General features: G+C 70.0%; 11 protein-coding genes. 6 read left to right on the top strand and 5 right to left on the bottom strand.

Going from position 1 to position 19364, the window contains the following annotated elements:
- Nucleotides 1-202: 202 nt before the first annotated feature.
- Nucleotides 203-2392 carry a transketolase gene (gene tkt, locus OG844_RS04475; RefSeq protein ID WP_406388230.1) on the top strand — a complete coding sequence of 730 codons (2190 nt, stop codon included), beginning with the start codon at nt 203-205 and terminating at the stop codon, nt 2390-2392.
- A gap of 38 nt (nt 2393-2430) precedes the next feature.
- Here tkt and OG844_RS04470 read toward each other — a convergent pair whose 3' ends face one another.
- The 4 genes from OG844_RS04470 to OG844_RS04455 form a co-directional block, all read right to left on the bottom strand.
- Nucleotides 2431-5289 carry an NHLP bacteriocin export ABC transporter permease/ATPase subunit gene (locus OG844_RS04470; protein ID WP_406388228.1) on the bottom strand — a complete coding sequence of 953 codons (2859 nt, stop codon included), beginning with the start codon at nt 5287-5289 and terminating at the stop codon, nt 2431-2433.
- Nucleotide 5290: 1 nt separating this feature from the next.
- Complete coding sequence (locus OG844_RS04465) at nt 5291-7570, bottom strand: NHLP family bacteriocin export ABC transporter peptidase/permease/ATPase subunit (protein ID WP_406388227.1); 2280 nt, start codon at nt 7568-7570, stop codon at nt 5291-5293.
- Entirely contained in the window at nt 7567-8370 is an 804-nt protein-coding gene (locus OG844_RS04460; protein WP_406388225.1) for a hypothetical protein, read from the bottom strand. Before OG844_RS04460 ends, OG844_RS04465 begins: the two co-directional genes overlap by 4 nt.
- 82 nt (nt 8371-8452) lie before the next feature.
- A complete protein-coding gene (locus OG844_RS04455; RefSeq protein WP_329213613.1) occupies nt 8453-8680 on the bottom strand; it encodes a type A2 lantipeptide in 228 nt (75 codons plus the stop codon).
- A 764-nt stretch (nt 8681-9444) separates the two neighbouring features.
- On the opposite strand from OG844_RS04455, the gene OG844_RS04450 reads away from it, so the two are divergent.
- On the top strand, nt 9445-12147 hold the full coding sequence (locus tag OG844_RS04450) for a cellulose binding domain-containing protein (RefSeq protein ID WP_406388223.1): 2703 nt from the start codon (nt 9445-9447) through the stop codon (nt 12145-12147).
- Nucleotides 12148-12295: 148 nt separating this feature from the next.
- Nucleotides 12296-13918, top strand: a complete 1623-nt coding sequence (locus OG844_RS04445; RefSeq protein WP_406388221.1) for an FAD-dependent monooxygenase — start codon at nt 12296-12298, stop codon at nt 13916-13918.
- Nucleotides 13919-13992: 74 nt separating this feature from the next.
- Here the strand turns inward: OG844_RS04445 and OG844_RS04440 are convergent, their stop codons facing one another.
- On the bottom strand, nt 13993-16176 hold the full coding sequence (locus OG844_RS04440; RefSeq protein ID WP_406388220.1) for a discoidin domain-containing protein: 2184 nt from the start codon (nt 16174-16176) through the stop codon (nt 13993-13995).
- A gap of 490 nt (nt 16177-16666) precedes the next feature.
- Here OG844_RS04440 and OG844_RS04435 point away from each other — a divergent pair, with 490 nt between their 5' ends.
- From OG844_RS04435 to OG844_RS04425, 3 genes are all read left to right on the top strand, one after another.
- Entirely contained in the window at nt 16667-17395 is a 729-nt protein-coding gene (locus OG844_RS04435) for a hypothetical protein (RefSeq protein WP_406388219.1), read from the top strand.
- 128 nt (nt 17396-17523) lie between these two features.
- On the top strand, nt 17524-18225 hold the full coding sequence (locus tag OG844_RS04430) for a class F sortase (RefSeq protein ID WP_406388217.1): 702 nt from the start codon (nt 17524-17526) through the stop codon (nt 18223-18225).
- 95 nt (nt 18226-18320) lie between these two features.
- Entirely contained in the window at nt 18321-19355 is a 1035-nt protein-coding gene (locus tag OG844_RS04425; protein WP_406388215.1) for an MDR family NADP-dependent oxidoreductase, read from the top strand.
- Nucleotides 19356-19364: the final 9 nt, after the last annotated feature.

The following is a 19364-nucleotide window of genomic DNA, read 5'->3' as shown; positions in this document are numbered from 1 at the left end:
AGTGACAGGTGCCGAGCGTGTCTCGGGCAGGAACGGGTACGCGTCGTCCCGGCCGGCTTCCCCGAAGCATCGCCCGATCCGCTCCACCGCTCCCGCCCCGGGATGCGAAGGGCGCCCAGGGAACCGAGGATGCCAAGAGGGACCGAGCCACAGGGCCGGGCCCGTACGGGCCGGTAAGCGACATCCCGAGGGAGACACCACCATGGCGCCCGAGCGATCCTCTTCCGGCAGCACCGCACCGCGCGACCCCGGCCTCGCGCTGCCGGTGGCGGACCGGGCCGGCTGGGGTCCGGTGGACGTGCGGGCGGTGGACACCGTCCGGGTGCTGGCCGCCGACGCCGTACAGAAGACCGGCAACGGCCACCCGGGCACGGCGATGAGCCTGGCGCCGCTCGCCTATCTGCTGTTCCAGCAGGTCATGCGGCACGATCCGGCCGATGACCAATGGCTGGGCAGGGACCGCTTCGTACTCTCCTGCGGTCACACCAGCCTCACCCTGTACATCCAGCTCTATCTCGCGGGCTACGGCCTGGAGATGGAGGATCTGGAGGCGCTGCGGACCTGGGATTCGGCGACGCCCGGGCATCCGGAGTACCGGCACACCCGCGGTGTCGAAGTCACCACCGGCCCGCTGGGCCAGGGCATGGGCGCTGCGGTCGGCATGGCGATGGCGGCCCGCCGGGAGCGGGGGCTCCTCGACCCGGACGCCGCGCCGGGCGCCAGCCCCTTCGACCACCAGGTGTACGTGGTGGCTTCCGACGGCGACATGATGGAGGGCGTGGCCTCCGAGGCCGCGTCGCTCGCCGGCCACCAGCGGCTCGGCAGCCTGGTGGTGTTCTACGACTCGAACCACATCTCCATCGAGGACGACACCGACATCTCCTTCAGCGAGGACGTCCCCGCCCGCTTCGCCGCCTACGGCTGGCACGTGCAGACGGTCGACTGGACCCGCACGGGCGACTACGTCGAGGACGTCGACGCGCTGCTCGCCGCGATCGAAGCGGCCAAGGAGGACCGGACCCGCCCGTCGTTGATCATGCTGCGCACCATCATCGGATGGCCCGCCCCGACGAAGAGGAACAGCGGCAAGGCGCACGGGTCGGCCCTGGGCGACGAGGAGGTCGCCGGCACGAAGAAGCTCCTGGGCTTCGACCCCGAGGTGTCCTTCGCCATCGAGGACGAGGTCCTCGTCCACACCCGCGCGGTCGGTGAGCGGGGCCGGGCGGCGCGGGCTCAGTGGCAGCCGGGGTACGAGAGCTGGCGAGCCGCGAACCCGGAGCGGGCCGCGCTTCTGGACCGCCTCCGGGAGCAGCGGCTCCCGGAAGGCTGGACCGAGGCACTGCCCGCGTTTCCGGCCGACGCGAAGGGCATGGCCACCCGCAAGGCGTCCGGCAAGGTGCTCGGTGCCCTGGCTCCCGTGCTGCCCGAACTGTGGGGCGGCTCCGCGGACCTGGCCGGGAGCAACAACACCACGATGGAGGACGAGCCCTCCTTCGTTCCGGCGGACCGGCAGACCGCGGAGTTCAAGGGCGGTCCCTACGGGAGGACCCTGCACTTCGGCATCCGTGAACACGCCATGGGAGCCGCCCTCAACGGCATCGCCCTGCAGAGCCTGACCCGCCCCTACGGCGGTACGTTCCTGACGTTCAGCGACTACATGCGCCCCGCTGTCCGCCTGGCCGCGTTGATGAAGCTGCCCGTCACCTATGTGTGGACGCACGACTCGATCGGTCTGGGCGAGGACGGTCCGACGCACCAGCCCGTCGAACACCTCGCCGCACTGCGGGCGATCCCCGGGCTCGACGTCGTACGCCCGGGCGACGCGAACGAGACGGTGGTCTGCTGGCGGACGGTCCTGGAGCACACCGACCGGCCCGCCGGTCTCGTCCTGACCCGGCAGAACCTCCCGGTGCTCGACCGCGGGAACCTGGCGAACGCCCCGGCCGAGGGGGCGGCACGCGGCGCCTACGTCCTCGCCGACGCGTCCGGAGTGGTTCCCGACGTCATCCTCGTGGCGACGGGATCCGAGGTCCACATCGCCCTCGACGCGCGCGCCCTCCTGACGGGCGAGGGCCTGGCCGTACGTGTGGTCTCGATGCCCTGCCGCGAATGGTTCGCCGAGCAGTCGCCGGAGTACCAGGACGAGGTCCTGCCGCCCACCGTGCGCGCCCGGGTCAGTGTCGAGGCCGCCGTCGGCCAGGGCTGGCGCGAGGTGGTCGGCGACGCCGGGCGGATCGTGAGCCTCGAGCACTACGGCGCGTCCGCCGACTACGCACGGCTGTACCGGGAATTCGGGATCACCGCCGAAGCGGTCGCTGCGGCGGCACACGACAGCATCCGCGACGCCGCGGCCGCTCCGAGGCCCGGCGGCCGGCGCGGCTCGTCCGACTGAGCGGTGGCCGCGTCGGAAGCGGCGCCCGCAACTGTCGCCTAGTGCATCTGACGCCGCACCAGCTCATGAAGCCGCCCGCCCGTGTCCGCGAGCAACTCGGCGGGCGGCCCCTGCTGAACGATCCGGCCGTCCGACATGACGATCACACGATCGGCGTCCAGGACCGTGGAGAGCCGGTGCGCGATCACGACGCGGGTGGCCTTCAGGGACCGGGTGCTCTCGATCACCGTGCGCTGGGTCTCGTTGTCGAGCGCGCTGGTGGCCTCGTCGAAGAACAGGATGCGGGGCCGCCGGACGAGCGCCTGGGCGATCATCAGCCGCTGACGCTGGCCACCGGAGATGGCGCCGCCACCGGAGATCATGGTGTGCAGGCCCATCGGCATGCGCGTGATGTCCTCGGCCAGACCCGCCATCGCGGCGGCCTCCCACGCCTCTTCCTGGGTGAAGACCTCGGCGCCGCAGATGCAGTCCAGGATCGAGCCGGACAGCGGCTGGGCGTTCTGCAGGACGACCCCGCACTGGCGGCGCACGGCCGCCTGGTCGAGTGCCGCCAGATCCTGGCCGTCGTACAGGACGCTGCCGGAAGCCGGCTTGTCGAAGCCGATGAGCAGCCGCAGAAGCGTCGACTTGCCGCAGCCGCTGGGACCGACGATCGCGACGAACTCGCCCGGCCGCACGGCAAGGGACAGGTCGTCGAGCACGGCGGGACCGTCATCGGTGTAGCGGAAGGACAGGCCCCGGGCCTCGATCTCCCCGGACAGCGCGCCGGGCTGCGTGCTGGCACCCCGTACCTCGGGCGCCTCGTCGAGCACCGGCCTGATCTGCTCGAACATCGGCAGTACGGCGGCAGCGGACACGAACGCCCCGGTGAGCTGCGTGACCGCGGTCAGCAGCATGGTCACCGAGGTGTTGAAGGTCAGGAACTCGCTGGCGGACAACGAGCCGCGGGCAGGGCCCGCCAGCAGGATGAACATGACCAGCGAACACAACGGCAGATAGACCGCGTTGAGCACCGTCGTCAGGTTCTTGATCCGGCCCGCCCGCTTCTGCAGCTCGCGGCTGCGCGCGAACTCCGCCGCCCACGCCCCGTACGCGAAGCTCTCCGCCGAGGCGACCCGCAGCTTGGGCAGCCCGCGCAGTGTCTGGAACGCCTGGTTGTTCAGCTTGTTGCCGAGCTCCACCAGCCGCCGCTGCCACCGCAGTTCCCACATGCCCAGGGTGAGGAACACACCCGCGATGACGACCAGCATCGCGATGGCGGTCAGCGCCAGCGGGACGCTGAACCAGAACAGCAGGCCGAGATTCATCGCACCGAGGGTGCCGGCCTGCACGGCCACGGGCCCGATCCCGGACAGCACGCGACGGATCGCACCGACACCCATCGCCGCGCCCGCCAGCTCGCCCGTCGACCGCTCTGTGAAGAACTTCGTGGGCAGACGCAGCAAGCGGTCCCACACAGCGGGCTGGAGCGTGCTCTCGATGCGCCCCTCCATTCGCAGGATGGTGAGGTTCTGCAGCAGCATGAAGGCGGCCGACACGACACCGGTGATGATCACGGCCAGTGAGACCTGGACGATGAGGTCGCTCTCGGCATTGGGCACGTACACGCCGAGCACCTGGCCCGTCGCGAGCGGCACCAGCGAACCGAGCGCCACCGTCACGAGTCCGGTCAGCAGCAGTCTGCGCAGATCGGCCCGCGTGCCGAACAGGCTGAAGCGCAGCAGCTGCCACGTGCCCAGCGGCCGCTCGGGCAACGGCCGGTAGAACATGACGGCACGCTGCTCGAAGTCCTGGGCGGCTGTGCTGTCGACGCGGGAGCGCCGGCCGGTCAGTGGGTTCACCGACTCGTACCCGCCGCGGCGCCAGAGCAGCGCGACCGGTGCCCCCGACGCGGCCCGGTGGCCCACCAGAGGCCCGGAGTTCTCCCGCCACCAGCGCCCGTCGAGCCGCACGGGGCGCGTCCTGATCCGGGAGGCGACCGCGACGCGCTCGACCGGATCGATCCGGTCGCTCACCGCACCGCCTGCCGGAGCCTCCGACAGAACGATCCCCGAATCACGCGCCACCAGCCGGCAGGCCGCGTACACCGCGTCATCGGTGGCGCCCGCCCTGCGCGAAGAGCTCCTGCCGGAACGGCCCATCGAGGTCAGCAGCGCCTCGTCGGCCTCCTTGCGGACGGCTTCGCCCGCCTTCATACCGGCCGCCGTACGGTCCTCGTGGGCGCGCTCCAGCTGCTCGATCCAGCGGTCGAGCGCGGACAGCAACCGGTACTGCTGGTTGACCATCCCCTGCCACAACGCGCCGTCGACGAGCAGGTCACCGGCCGCCTCGGCGCTGAAAGCGGCACCGTACTGCACGCTGCCCGGCGACACCGGCAGCCAGAGGATGTTGTCGTCGCCCACCGTCTCTTCGAGAGCGGTCCTGCTGTCCAGCGGGGCCTCGAACAGGACACGCTGACTGCGCCCGACACCGAGCGAGAAGGCGTGCTCCAGCAGACTCAGAGCGGCATCGCCCGTGTCGTAATGGCTGCGGTACTGCCCCTCGAACGCCCCCTGGGCCGCGTACTCGGGCCGGTAGAGCTCCCGCAGCGGGATCCGGCGCAGCACGCACTCCTGCAGGGGCCGGCCGACCAGCGTGTGCTGAGGCCCCTCGACGGGTCCCAGCACCAGTGTTCCCGGCTCGAGCCGACCGAGGAAGTGCCAGTGGCCCTGCTCCAGCGCGTCGACCGCGAACAGGTCGAGGGCACCGCCCACGACGAGCCACAGCACCTGGGGCCCTTCGAGCGAGAGGCTGCGCAGCCCGGTGCAGTCGATGGGAGCGCCGAGCCCTCCCAGCGCTCCGATGACCGGGTCCTGTCCTAGGGACTCCGCGCCCGCAGGGTGGTGTACGGACGTCACGTCAGTGCTCCCTGACCAGTTCGGCGTACGGACCCCCGGCAGCGACCAGGTCCTCGTGCCGCCCGCGTTCGACGACGGATCCGTGGTCCAGGACCACGATCTCGTCGCTGTCGCGGACCGTGCTCAGCCGGTGTGCGATCACGACGCAGGCACAGCCGCGCCGCCGCAGATTGTCGATGATGACCTGCTCGGTCTCCGCGTCCAGTGCGCTGGTGACCTCGTCCAGCACCAGGATGCTGGGCCGTCGCACGAGAGCGCGCGCGATTTCCAGACGCTGGCGCTGGCCGCCGGAGAAGTTGCGGCCGTCCTGCTCCACCCTGCTGTGGATACCCCTCGGGCGGCGGGCGACGACTTCGTACAGTGCGGCGTCCTGGAGCGCGGCGACCACGGCTTCGTCCGGCACCGAGGGGTCCCACAGCGCCACGTTGTCCCGCACCGTGCCCTCGAACAGGAAGACGTCCTGGTCGACGAAGGAGACCGACGCGGCCAACGCGCCCCTCGGAATGTCCTCCAAGCGCTGCCCGTCGATCCGGATCGTGCCCTCCCACGGGCTGTAGAGCCCCGAGATCAGCCGGGAGACCGTCGACTTGCCACTGCCGGACCCGCCGACGAGCGCCACCTGCTGACCAGGGCCCACGGACAGCGAGAATCCGGTGAGCAGCGGCTTGTCGAGCGGGCTGTAACCGAACCTGATGTCGTCCAGCGTCACATGGCCCTTGAGCCGGCGTGTACTCGCCGCGGGCTCGCGGCGGGAGTAGAGGGGGTCCACCGGGAAGTTCTCGACATCCTTCAGACGGGCCACATCGGCCGCGAAGTCCTGGACCCGCCCGGCCACCCCGTTGAGCCGGGTGACGGGTGCGGTGAAGCGGGTCACCAGCGCCTGGAAGGCGACGAGCAGCCCGATCGAGATGTGCCCCTCGACCGCCCTCAGCCCGCCGATCCAGAGGATCAGCGCGCTGTTGAGCGTCGCGAGCGCGGGAGCGACGACGCCGAGCCAGGCGCTCGGCACTCCGAGCCGCTGCTGCTCGTCGAGCGTCGTCGCGTGCTGGCCCGCCCAGCGCCGGAAGTACCCGTTCTCCCCGCCGGTCGCCTTCATGGTCTCGATCAACTGCAGCCCGGTGTACGAGGTGTTCGTCAGCCGGGCGCTGTCGGCCCGCAGCTTCTGGGTACCGGTGGTCCGCAGCCGTACGACGATGCGCATCGCGACCACGTTGAGCAGGGCGATTCCCACCCCGATGACGGTCAGTTGCGGATCGTAGGTCCACAGCAGGAACGCGTAGAGGATGACGACGATTCCGTCCACACCGGCCGCGGTGAGGTCGCGGGCGAGTGTCTCGGCCACGGCGTCGTTCGACTGCAGGCGCTGGACGAGGTCGGCGGGACTGCGCTGGGCGAAGAAGGTCACCGGCAGCCGCAGCAGATGACGGAAGAAGCGGGCGCTGCCGAGCGTGGAGGAGATGATGCGGCCGCGCAGCAGATTCGCCTGCTGCAGCCAGGTCAGTACGAGAGTGAGCGCGACCATCGTGCCCATCGCGCCGAACAGCACACCCAGCAGCGAGGTCTGATCGCCGATCAGGAACATGTCGATGTACGTACGGCTCAGGGCCGGCAGCGTGGCGCCGACGGCCACGAGCAGCAGGCTGGCGAGCAGTGCCACCAGCATCGTGCCCGTGGTGCCGCGCAGCCGCGCGGGCAGGGCGCCCATGACGCCGGGTTTCCGGCCGCCGCGCCGGAAATCGTCGCCCGGCTCCAGCACGAGCACCACTCCGGTGAAGCTGGTGTCGAAATCCTCGGAGGCAACGAAACGGCGACCCTTGTCGGGGTCGTTGATGTGCACGCCCCGGCGTCCGAGCCGCCGGCCGATGCCGTCGTACACGACGTAGTGGTTGAACTCCCAGAACAGAATGGCCGGCGCCTGGACCTCCGCGAGTGCGGCGGGCTCCATCTGCATGCCCTTGGCCGTCAGGCCGTAACTGCGGGCCGCCTTCAGCACGTTGCTGGCTCGCGACCCGTCGCGCGACACTCCGCAGGCGATGCGCAGCTCCTCCAGCGGCACATGCCGGCCGTAGTGGCCGAGCACCATGGCCAACGAGGCCGCCCCGCACTCCAGCGCCTCCATCTGGAGCACGGTGGGCGTGCGGACGGTCCTGGTCCGTCCGGTCTTCGGCGCAGGCCGCGGCCGCGACCGCCGCCTGCCTCCGGAGGCGCTCTCGGGGCGGTGTCTGCCGCGACCGGGGGGCGGCAGCCGCTGCGCTGCGGGGGAGGGGTGCGGTGCGGTCACGGGAGGAGCCAATCGATCGGATGCCGGTCGGCCAGATGGACGGAGCCGGTGGCCAGGGTCATGGAGTCGATCGCGTACGGGGGCCCCTGGGTCGATGACCACCGGTAGCCGGACTCGGTGGCGGCCGAGCGGTCGAGTTTCACCAGGACTGCCACCGGCCTGCCTCGGCGCGAGAACTGCTCTCCCAGCTGGCCGTCACCGAGGAACCGGGTGATCTGTTGCTGGGTCCGGGGCCGGCCGACCGCGGCCACCCGGCCGCGCAGCACCCCGTACTGCTGGGAGGGCACGGACTGGACGGTGAGGTCGACGGAGGCGCCCACCGGGACGGCCGCCCCCTTGTTGCCCGGTACGTAGAGCATCACGACGAGCGGATCGGCCGTGCCGTCGACGCGTTCGACGCTCGCCACATCGGCGCCGGTGGTGACCACGGCGCCGATCGTGGCCGTCACCGTGGTCAGCCTGCCGGCGTCGATGGTGCGGACGACGTGATCGCCCTGCTCCGTGCGGACCTTGAGCAACGGTGCGCCGGCAGGCAGGCTTTCGCCCTCTTCCGCGAGCACTTCGGTGATCTGTCCGGCTACGGGGCTCTGCAGGATGTAGCTGCCCTTGGCGTGTGTGAGGATCCCGGGGGCGCTGAGTGTGGTGGCCACGGTGCCGGTGACCGCCCAGAAGCAGGCAGCGGCCATCACCGCCACGGTGATGCTCAGGACGAGCAGTCCCTGCGGGCGCGCGAAACGCACCGGCAGGTTGAGCTGTTCGGGCGACTGCAGCTTGGAAAGGGCCTGTTGGCGGAACTGCACGGAACTCTTCCCTCACCTGTCGGCGGTCGGCACCGAGCCCCGGAACCGACGGGTTCCGGGGCTCGGTGGGTGCTGCCGTCTCTCAGAGACCGGCGGTGAGGCCGGTGGCCAGACCGGTGACCGCGCCGGTGTTCACGCCGGTGGTCGACTCGACCAGACCGGTGACGGAGCCCACGATGCCGGTGACCGGGGCGATCGAGTCGGCGGTGGCGGTGACATTGCCGAGAACGCCACCGATGAGGCCGCCGGACACGTTGTCCAGGTCGTTGTCGGAGATCTCGAGGGTCTCAACCTGGGGGGTGAGGTTCATGATGAGCGCTGCCCTTCGTCTGGAAATTCCTTAAACCGGAAACCCGTGGTGCGGCTCCCGTATGGGCCAGGATCAAAGCACGCCGATGGCTTGCGCAGCCAATCGAACAAGGGTGGCGCGGTCGATATCTGCGCCCTCGAATCGCCTCGCGTGCAGACCCGTTCATTTTCTGACGGCAAATCCTTCACGAGCTTCACGGGACGAATTCCTCGTGGTCGTGACTCTCCTTGCTCCAAGTGGGGCACTCCCGTACCAAACGGCCCTGGACCTGGTACGTACCTGGTTCGGACCGGGTGTTTCTCGGCGGCCGCGTGCTCGGTCTGCGTATGCGGTGTGCAGGTTTTTGCGGAACCGGCGATATGCGTGTCCGCGTGAAGAAACGCGTGCGTATCCCCGTCCGCACGAGTTGGGAAGAGGAGGCCGGGAATGAGTGCAGTCAGTGAATAGGTGGAGCTATTTCTCTCGTTGCGTGTTCATCCGTCACGCGGCCTCCGGGAATGTGGCGGAGATGTGCCCCTTTCCCTGATGCTGCGGGGACCTGGGCGCGGGGTGAGGGCGTCAGCAGTCGGCAGGCGGTGCCGTCGGAAGGGTGCGGGGTGGTCTGCGCGGGGCTCGTGGCCGATTCATCCGATGAACCGTGCGCACCACCCTTCTCCCCGGCGGCGCGCGACGCTACCATCGTGTTGCTTCATGGGAGCGCTCCCATCTCTGTGTCCACCCCCCAGCCGCCGTCCTCGGCGGCCCAGCTCGGAGAGGACGTTTCCGTGCGCTTGAGCGCCAGACCATTCGCCGCACTACTGGCGGCACTCACCCTGACCGCCGGGTTGGCCGTCACCGGATCCCCGGCGGCGGCACGCTCCGACGATGTGCCCCGCACGGCCGAAGCATCCGATGTGTCGATCGCCGCAGACACCTACACATGGAAGAACGCGCGGATCGACGGCGGCGGTTTCGTGCCGGGCATCGTCTTCAACCGGTCCGAGAAGAACCTCGCCTACGCACGTACCGACATCGGCGGTGCCTACCGGTGGGACCAGTCGGGCAAACAGTGGACCCCGCTGCTCGACTGGGTGGACTGGGACCGATGGGGCTGGTCCGGCGTCGTCAGTCTCGCCTCCGACACGGCTGAGCCCGACAACGTGTACGCGGCAGTCGGCACGTACACCAACAGCTGGGACCCGACGAACGGCGCCGTCCTCAGGTCCTCGGACCGCGGCGCGTCCTGGAAGGCGACCACGCTTCCCTTCAAGCTGGGCGGCAACATGCCGGGGCGCGGGATGGGTGAGCGCCTCACGGTCGACCCGAACAAGAGCTCCGTCCTCTACCTGGGTGCCCCCAGCGGCAACGGGCTGTGGAGGTCCACCGATTCAGGGGTCACCTGGTCGGAGGTGACGGCCTTTCCGAATCCCGGCAACTACGCGCAGGACCCGTCCGACACCAGTGGGTACGCCAGCGACAACCAGGGCATCGTCTGGGTGACGTTCGACGAGCGCTCCGGCAGCGCGGGCAGCACCACCAAGGACATCTACGTGGGGGTCGCCGACAAGGCGAACACCGTCTACCGCTCGAAGGACGGCGGAAGCACCTGGTCGCGGATCGCCGGACAGCCGACCGGGTATCTCGCGCACAAGGGCGTGCTCGACTCCTCGACGGGCCACCTGTATCTGACCCTGAGCGACACGGGCGGCCCGTACGACGGCGGCAAGGGGCGCATCTGGCGGTACGCCACCGGGACCGGCGAGTGGACGGACGTCAGCCCGGTCGCGGAGGCCGACACCTACTACGGCTTCAGCGGACTCTCCGTGGACCGGCAGCAGCCCGGCACCCTGATGGCCACCGCCTACAGCTCCTGGTGGCCCGACACCCAGCTCTTCCGTTCCACGGACAGCGGCGCGACCTGGACGAAGGCCTGGGACTACACCAGTTACCCGAACCGTTCCAACCGCTACACCCTGGACGTCTCCACCGTCCCCTGGCTCAGCTGGGGCGCCCACCCGTCACCGCCCGAGACCTCGCCCAAGCTGGGCTGGATGACGGAGGCACTGGAGATCGACCCGTTCGACTCGGACCGGATGATGTACGGCACGGGCGCGACGGTCTACGGCACCGAGAACCTCACCTCCTGGGACTCGGGCAGCCAGTTCAAGATCACCCCGATGGTCAAGGGGCTGGAGGAGACGGCCGTCAACGACTTGGCGAGCCCGCCCTCCGGAGCTCCGCTGCTGAGTGCGCTCGGCGACATCGGAGGCTTCCGCCACACGAATCTCGACGCGGTGCCCAGCCTGATGTTCACCTCGCCGAACCTCGACTCGACCACCAGCCTGGACTTCGCGGAGGCGTCACCGGGAACGGTCGTCCGGGTCGGCAACGCCGACGCGGCACCGCACATCGGCTTCTCCACCGACAACGGAGCCAACTGGTTCCAGGGCTCCGAGCCCTCCGGAGTGACCGGCGGCGGCACGGTCGCCGCAGCGGCGGACGCCAGTGGATTCGTCTGGAGCCCGGACGGCGCGGCCGTCCACCGCACGACGGGCTACGGCAACTCCTGGACCGCGTCCACCGGCATTCCGGCCGGGGCGACGGTCGAGTCCGACCGCAAGAACCCGAAGAAGTTCTACGGCTTCAAGGCCGGCACCTTCTACGTGTCGACGGACGGCGGCGCCACCTTCACCGCCAAGGCGAACGGCCTGCCCGCCGAAGGCAACGTCCGCTTCAAGGCGTTGCCCGGTAAGGAGGGCGACATCTGGCTCGCGGGCGGCACGTCGACAGGCGCTTACGGGCTGTGGCGTTCCACCGACTCCGGTACGAGCTTCACCAAGTTCTCCGGCGTGGAGCAGGCGGACAGCGTCGGCTTCGGCAAGGCGGCCCCCGGCGCCTCGTACCAGACCGTCTTCGTGAGCGCGAAGATCGGTGGGGTGCGCGGGATCTTCCGGTCCACGGATGCGGGTGCGCACTGGACCCGCATCAACGACGACACCCGCCAGTGGGGTTGGACCGGGGCCGCGATCACCGGAGACCCGCGGGTCTACGGACGGGTGTACGTCTCCACGAACGGCCGGGGGATCCAGGTGGGCGAGTCCTCGGACTCCGGCAGCCCGGACCCCGACCCGGATCCGGGTCCCGACCCGGAGGAGCCTCCGGCGGACGCCGACTGCTCGGTGACGTACACGATCACCAACCAGTGGTCCGGTGGTTTCCAGGCCGATGTGACGGTCACCAACACCGGAAGCGCGGCCCTCGACGGCTGGCAGCTGGCCTGGTCCTTCTCCGGCGGGCAGAAGGTCACCCAGATGTGGAACGCCACCCCGCGGCAGGACGGTGCGAAGGTGACCGCGGCCAATGTCGGCTGGAACGGCAAGGTGGCGTCCGGCTCCTCCGTGGGCTTCGGCTTCTCGGGCAGCTGGTCGGGCAGCAACGTCGAGCCCACCGCCTTCACCCTGGGCGGTGAGGCCTGCACCGTCGCCTGACGCCCACGGGCAGATTGCACGGGCCGGCGATCTCGGGGCGGCGCGGGAGGGAACGAGTCCTCCCGCGTCGGCCCACCCGATTCGCGAAATGGACACAACGCCCCCGGTGTGCTGCATTTGAGTGACGCACTTCCTCCCGGGAGGCACCGTGATCGACGTCGACGTGCTGGTCGTAGGGGCGGGCCCGGTCGGTCTCACGGCCGCGTCGGAGCTGCAGCGGCGGGGCATCGGGAACAGGGTCGTCGACCGGCTCCGCGCCCGTCAGCCCTTCGCCAAGGCGGTGGGCGTCCAGCCCAGGACCCTGGAGATCTGGGACCGGATGGGGATGGTCCGCGAGGCGCTGGAGACCGCAATCCCATTGAAGGGGCAACTGCTCTACGTCAACGGCGAGGAACAGGGCCGGATCGACCTGACCCTGCCCGCGGACGTTCCCTACGCCTTCGCCGCCCTCCCGCAGTACGAGACGGAACGGCTCCTCGAAGAGCTCCTGGTCCGCCTGGGAGGACAGGTCGAGCGCGGTACGGAGCTCGTCTCCTTCGAGCAGGACGACGGCGAGGTCAGGGCACGTCTCGCGTTGCCCTCCGGCGGAACGGAGGAGGTCCGGGCCCGCTACCTGGTGGGCTGCGACGGCGCCCACAGCGTCGTACGCAAGGGCCTCGGGCTCACCTTCGAGGGTGCGGCCCTCCCCGAGGAGTACATGCTGGGCGATGTCGAGGTCGACTGGGACCTGCCCTTCGGGTACACGGTCCGGTCCTCGCACGTCGTCGACGGGCGCACCGACGACCTGCTGGTGTGCATCCCGCTGCCCGGGCTCCGCCGCTACCGGATGTCGATGCTGACTCCGCCGGAACTGTCGCAGGCCCAGCGGACCGGGAAGGACGAGGTGGTGCACGGTCTGAGCGGTGACCGCGGCCCGCAGCCCGGGCTGGAGCACATCCAGGCGGTGCTCGACCGGCTCTCACCCGTGCCCACGACCGCATCGTCGCTGCGCTGGTCCTCCGTCTTCCGCATCAGCCATCGGCTGGTCGACCGTTACGGGCAGGGGCGGGTGTTCGTTGCGGGGGACGCCGCCCACATCCACCCGCCCACGGGAGCCCAGGGCATGAACACCGGTGTGCAGGACGCCTACAACCTGGCGTGGAAACTGGCCGCCGCCGTGCGCGGCCGGGCGGGCGAGGGCCTGCTGGCGAGCTACGACTCCGAGCGCCGCCCGGTCGGAGAGGAAGTGGTGCGGCGAACGGTCCGTCATGCGCGGAGCGGCATGCAGTCCGATCCGGACGACCCGGCGACGATGATGCGCCGGGAGGCACAGCTCCTGGTCGGCTACCGGGGCAGCCCCGTCGTGGGCCCGGACGGCACCGCGCACGACGGCCCCGCCCCGGGCGACCGCGCTCCCGACTGCGGCGGCCTCGAGTACGGTCTGGCGTCCTTCCCCGTACGGCTGTTCACCCTGCTGCGGGGACGCGACCACACCCTGCTGCTCTACGCGGACGACGAGGAGCAGCCGGCGCGATTCGACGAGGTGGCGGCTGCCGCCGAGCGGGCGGCGCCCGGCCTGCTGAACGCCTGCGCGGTCCTCGCTCCGAAGGTGCGGGCACCCGGGCTGCGACTGCCCGCCGTGCACGACGGCCTCGACGAGTTCCGGTCGATGTACGGCGCTCGGGGCGGCGAGGCGATCCTCGTACGGCCCGACGGCTACCTGGGGCTGCGGATCACCGCCGCGACGGGCCCGGAACTGCGTTCCTACCTGGAGATGCTCGTCGGGACGTGACGCGGGGCCCGGCGGTGACTGCTGCCGGGCCCCGCGCCGTCGGGTGAGTGGAGCTCCGCTCACCTCACCCCGTCTCAGGGAAAGGACACCACCTGTGACGGGATGGTCGAGGTGCCGGATGTGGGGGATCCGGTGCTGTTGATGACGTGTTCGTACTGTCCCTGGCCGCCCAGGGACACCACGAGCAGGTCGTGGAACTTCACTCCGGGCTTCACCGGTGCCTGGAAACCGTGCTCCTGACGGATGGTCGGGTCGACGTTGTAGTAGCAGTAACTGCCCATGCCCCAGCCCTCATGGGTGGTCACCGAGTCGGCCACCTTGTAGGCGGCGAACCCCTTGGTGCCGCCGTTCTGGATGGCGGCCTGGTTGGGGGCGTCGTACGCCTTCTCGTTCTGGAAGAAGATCGTCTTGCCGTTCTCCCCGTACCACTGCACGTCGTACTTGTTGAAGTGCTCGACGAACAGCCCGGTGGCCAGCACGTCGTCGCCGTTCACCCGCAGACCGTAGTCGGACCGGTTGGTCTCCCATCCGACCCCGTCGCCGTGGTCGGCGCGCCAGAGCCAGGTGTGGTCGATGATCGTGTCGTCGCTGTTGACGACCATGCCGGTGGTCGCCTTGCCGGCGCCCGCTCCGCCGACCCGGACGAACACGTCCTGGAGCGAGGTCGGGTTGGCCGAGTGGTCGGCCGCCGCGCCGTCGGGGCCCACCTGGACGAGCACCGAGGAGTTCTGCGTACCGGCGTCGACCAGGAGGCCGGCCAGCTTGACGCCGTCGACGTCACCGACCTTGATCGCGGTCACCCCGTTGTCCGGGATGATCGTGGCGAGGCCGAGGCCCAGTGCGACGGTGTTCGCGCGGTTGATCTCGATGGGCTCGTTGACGTGGTAGATGCCCGGGGTGAACAGCAGGTGCAGCCCCTGGCGGACGGCGGCGTTGATCGTCTGCGCGGTCGCGCCGGGCTTGACCACGTAGAACTGGCTCAGCGGAATGGACTCGCCCTGCGGGGTGCCGTTCCAGGAGACACCGCGTGCGTTGGTGCGCTTGGCGGGGACGAAGACCTTGTAGTTGTTGCCGTCGAGGTACAGGAACGGCTTCTCGCGGGAGACCGGGGTGTTGTTCAGGGTCGTGTACGGCGGCTCGGGGAAGCTCTGCGCGGGCGCCCCCTCGACTCCGGAGAACGTCATGTTCCAGACGCCGTTGCCCCAGCTGCCGATGGAGCTGTCGCGGGTGTACCACTGCTGCTGCGAGTAGGGGCCGACCTGGCCGTCGATCTTGCTGTCGGCGATGTAGCCGCCGCTGGCCCAGCCGTATCCGTTCGGCGCGAGGTTGAGCCCGCCCTTGACGTGCATGCGGCGGAAGGGGGCGGCCTGGGAGACGGCCCAGCGGTTGGTGCCGCTGACCGGGTTGAGGGCGAGGTTCTCGGCCGAACGCCAGAAGTTCTGGGTGGCGTTGCCGTTGAACCAGCCGGCGTCCACGGTGACATCACCGTTGAAGGTGGTGTCGTCCGGCTTCAGGCCGAGACCCGCGATCTGGGTGTAGAAGCCGATCTGGGCGTTGATGTTGTTGTACGTGCCCGGCTTGAACATCAGCGCGTACCTGCCGGTCCCGAACTGGGCCGACTCCTGCTTCTTGAAGATCTCGTCGACCTTGCCCTGGATGTTCGGGGTCGACGGGTCGAAGACCAGGACGTTGGGGCCGAGGTCACCGCCGCCGGGGATCTGCGGGTCGCCCCCGCCGCCCGTCGTCCCGAACACCTGGAACTCCCAGAGGGAGTAGCCGTACCCGGTGGCCCGGGTGGTACCGGTCAGCCGGACGTAGCGGGCGGTGCCGGAGACGTTGAGCGTCTCCGTGCCGCCGGGGCCCGTCGTGGTCGAGTAGGCGGTGCTCCAGTTGTTGTTGTCCGTGGAGAACTCGATGCGGTAGGCGGTGCCGTAGGCGGCCTCCCACCGCAGCACGATCTGGCTCACCGAGGCGGAGGCGCCCAGGTCGACCTTGATCCACTGGGGGTCGGCGAAGGCGCTCGCCCAGCGGGTGCCGTTGTCGCCGTCCACCGCAAAGCCGGCGGGAGTGCCGCCGTTCTCCTGGCTGGAAGCGGTGACCGTCTTGCCCTGCGACAGGAGCGCGGGTGCCGCGCTCGCCGGGGTCGAGGGGACGAACGCCAGGAGCGAGAGGACGAGGCCGGCGACGACGGCCAGCACACCGCCGCGTCTTCTGCCCAGCGGGGCAACGTGTCTGTGGAACAGAGGGGGTGCGTACATACGAGTGTCTCCTGAGTCGTGGGGCGGGTACACGACGCGCACAGCCAGAGAGCGCTCTCTCCGGCTGCGGCAGATACTCCACCCTTGTTACGAACACGTCAAGAGATGTGCAACAACAGATGTATCAGGGCCTGTTGACGACAAGAACTGATGACACCCCTGCAGTGATTGCCCCTTTGATTCGTCCTGTTCAGTGACGGAGCGTGAGATCTGAGACCTCGTCTGTTCAGGAAGTGGGGGATCGGCTCATCGGCCCCGTGTGTCCCGTAACGGGGCCGCCGCCGCCCAAACATCGCCTCGGCGTGGCGTGCCGTCCAACGGGTGACATCTGGCCTGCTGTCACACGAAGAGCCCATGGAGTCCCTCGAATGCGGCTCTCCCCAGTGGTGGGACACGGGATTTCAGCTGACGGTGGATCACGTCGCACCTGCGATCCGATGAGCCGACGATGTGTCGGCCTTCGCGGGGGTGGTGAAAGGACTGTGTATCCATGCGCTCTGCTCGCACCCTGTTCGCATCGGCCGCCGTCACGGCGGTCCTCGCGGTCTCTGCCCCAGCCGCGTACGCCGTGACCTCGGCCGATGGCTGGGACAAGGACAGCGGCTCCTCATCGAGCAGCAACAACGACGACCGTGAGAAGCCGGACTCGTGGAAGCACGAGAAGCCGGAGGGTGGCGTGCACACCGGTGGCGGTGCGCTGGCCGGCATCACGGCGGACGACTGGCAGAAGGACAAGGAGGAGTCCGCGGGCGGTAACAACGCGGACCGTGAGAAGCCGGACTCGTGGAAGCACGAGAAGCCGGAGGGTGGCGTGCACACCGGTGGCGGTGCGCTGGCCGGCATCACGGCGGACGACTGGCAGAAGGACAAGGAGGAGTCCGCGGGCGGTAACAACGCGGACCGTGAGAAGCCGGACTCGTGGAAGCACGAGAAGCCGGAGGGTGGCGTGCACACCGGTGGCGGTGCGCTGGCCGGCATCACGGCGGACGACTGGCAGAAGGACAAGGAAGAGGGCTCCGAGTCCGGCAGCACCACGGGCAGCGAGAAGTCGGAGACCTGGAAGCACGAGAAGCCGGAGGGCGGCGTCCACACCGGCGGTGGAGCGATGGCTCTGTCCGGCGGCGGCCTGGCAGCGGGCTCCCTGCTGATGCTCGGCGGTATCGGGGCGGCCGCATACCGGCTGCGCCGCCGCAACACCTCGGGTGTCGCGGCAGCCTGACAGGCATCCGCCGGGCCGAAGATATTCCTGTCGCGGCCGCCGCCCTCCCCGGGCGGTGGCCGCGCCGATTTTCCCCCGGCGTCCCCCGGTCCGTTCCGCCCTCCTCGTACCCGAAAGGCAGCATGCGCATGGCCGCCCAGCAGCCGTCCGACACAGAGTCCGCTTCCCCCGGCCTCGGCCGTTCCCTGCTGTGGCCCGCCGTGGCGGTGGGCCTGGGCTTCCTCCTCGTCTACAACTCCCTCGACGCCTCGGCAGGAGTCCCGCCGCCCGTCGCGGCCGTGGCGCCGGCGCCCGCGTCCTCTCCCGCCGCCGCCCCGCCCTCGCCCGTTCCGGCGCCCTCCGAGTCCTCCGAGTCCTACGGGCTGTCCCGGTCGGAACCCGCGCGGATCAGGATCAAGAAGATCGCCGTCGACGCCCCGTTCACTCCGCTGGCCATCGGCCCGTCGGGGCGGCTGGACGCGCCGCCCCCGAACGACATGAATCTGGCCGGCTGGTTCAAGGACGGGGCGACCCCCGGCGAGCGCGGCACCTCGGTCGTCGCCGGTCACGTCGACACCATGACGGGCCCGGCCGTGTTCCTGCTGCTCGGGACGCTCAAGCCCGGCAACAAGGTGAGCATCACCCGCGAGGACGGCATCGTCACCGTGTTCCAGGTGGATTCGGTCGAGACGTTCAGCAAGGCGAACTTCCCCGACGAGCGGGTGTACGCCGACGACGGCACCGCCCAGCTCCGGCTGATCACGTGCGGCGGCGAGTACGACAAGAAGGCGAAGGACTACAAGGACAACGTGGTGGTGTTCGCCCACCTGGTAGCCGTCAGGCCCGCGTGAGTACAGCCCGGGGCTTGCCCCTGACGTACAGGTGAGGGTTTAGCGTCTGCGGGCCTCCGGCCGATCGGCCGGAGGCCCGCAGACGAGGAGCCCGCATGACCGTTCGACCGCCCCTGCCTCGCACCTCCCGGGAAGTGCGGCTTGCCGCCGTTCCCGAAGGACTGCCCCGCCCGGAGCACTTCCGTGTCGTGGAGACACCGCTGCCGCAGCCCGGGGAGGGTGAGGTCCTGGTGCGCAACGGCTGCTTCCAGGTCTTTCCCGCCCTGCGTACGGTCATCGGCGGGGGAGTCGAGGGAGCCCCCTTCCCGGGTGTGGGCCCCGGGGACACCCTGTTCGGTGCGGCCGTCGGAGAGGTCGTGACGAACCCAGGCCCCGGCGGACCGGCCGTGGGGGAGCTGGTCTCGCACTATCTCGGCTGGCGGGAGTACGCCGTGGTCCCCGCCGCCGGATGCACGCCGCTCGGTGACGTCCTGCCCGACCCGGTGGCCCATCTGTCCCAGGGGTCCCTGGCGTACGCGGCACTCACCCGGGTCGCGGAACTGCGGGCCGGGGAGACGGTGTTCGTGTCCGGCGGGGCCGGAGCGGTCGGATCCATGGCGGGACAGACCGCCAGGCTGCTCGGGGCCGGCCGCGTGATCGGCAGCACCGGCTCACCCGAGAAGGCCGCCGTGATGCGGGAGCGCCTGGGGTACGACGCGGTCGTACTGAGGGGGCAGGAGGGTTCCCTGTCCGATCGGCTGGCCGAAGCGGCACCCGAGGGCATCGATGTGTTCGTCGACATGGTCGGGGGGGAGCAGCTGCGGGCGGCCGTCGGGGCGGCGCGCCCGGGCGCCCGGTTCGTACTGGTCGGGGCGCTGTCGGGTCAGCTGTCCGAGCGGGGGAGCGGCACCACGGCCCCCGTCGAGATCGACTCGTTCCAACTCGTCGTCAAGCGCGTCACGATGACCGGCATCAGCGGGCTCGACCACCCGGAGGCGCACGGTGAGTGGAACCGGAGGTTCGGGCAGTGGCTGCGTTCCGGAGAGATCACCTTCCCGCATGTGCGGATCGCGGGCATGGACAACGCCGCACGGGCGTTGCACGAGATGATCGGCGGTCACCATCTCGGCACCGTCGTCGTCACGTTGTGAGAACGCTGC

The organism is Streptomyces sp. NBC_00887 (genome assembly GCF_045207585.1).
Note: the sequence above shows the minus strand (reverse complement) of the source record. Positions and strands in the feature narration are given on the sequence as shown.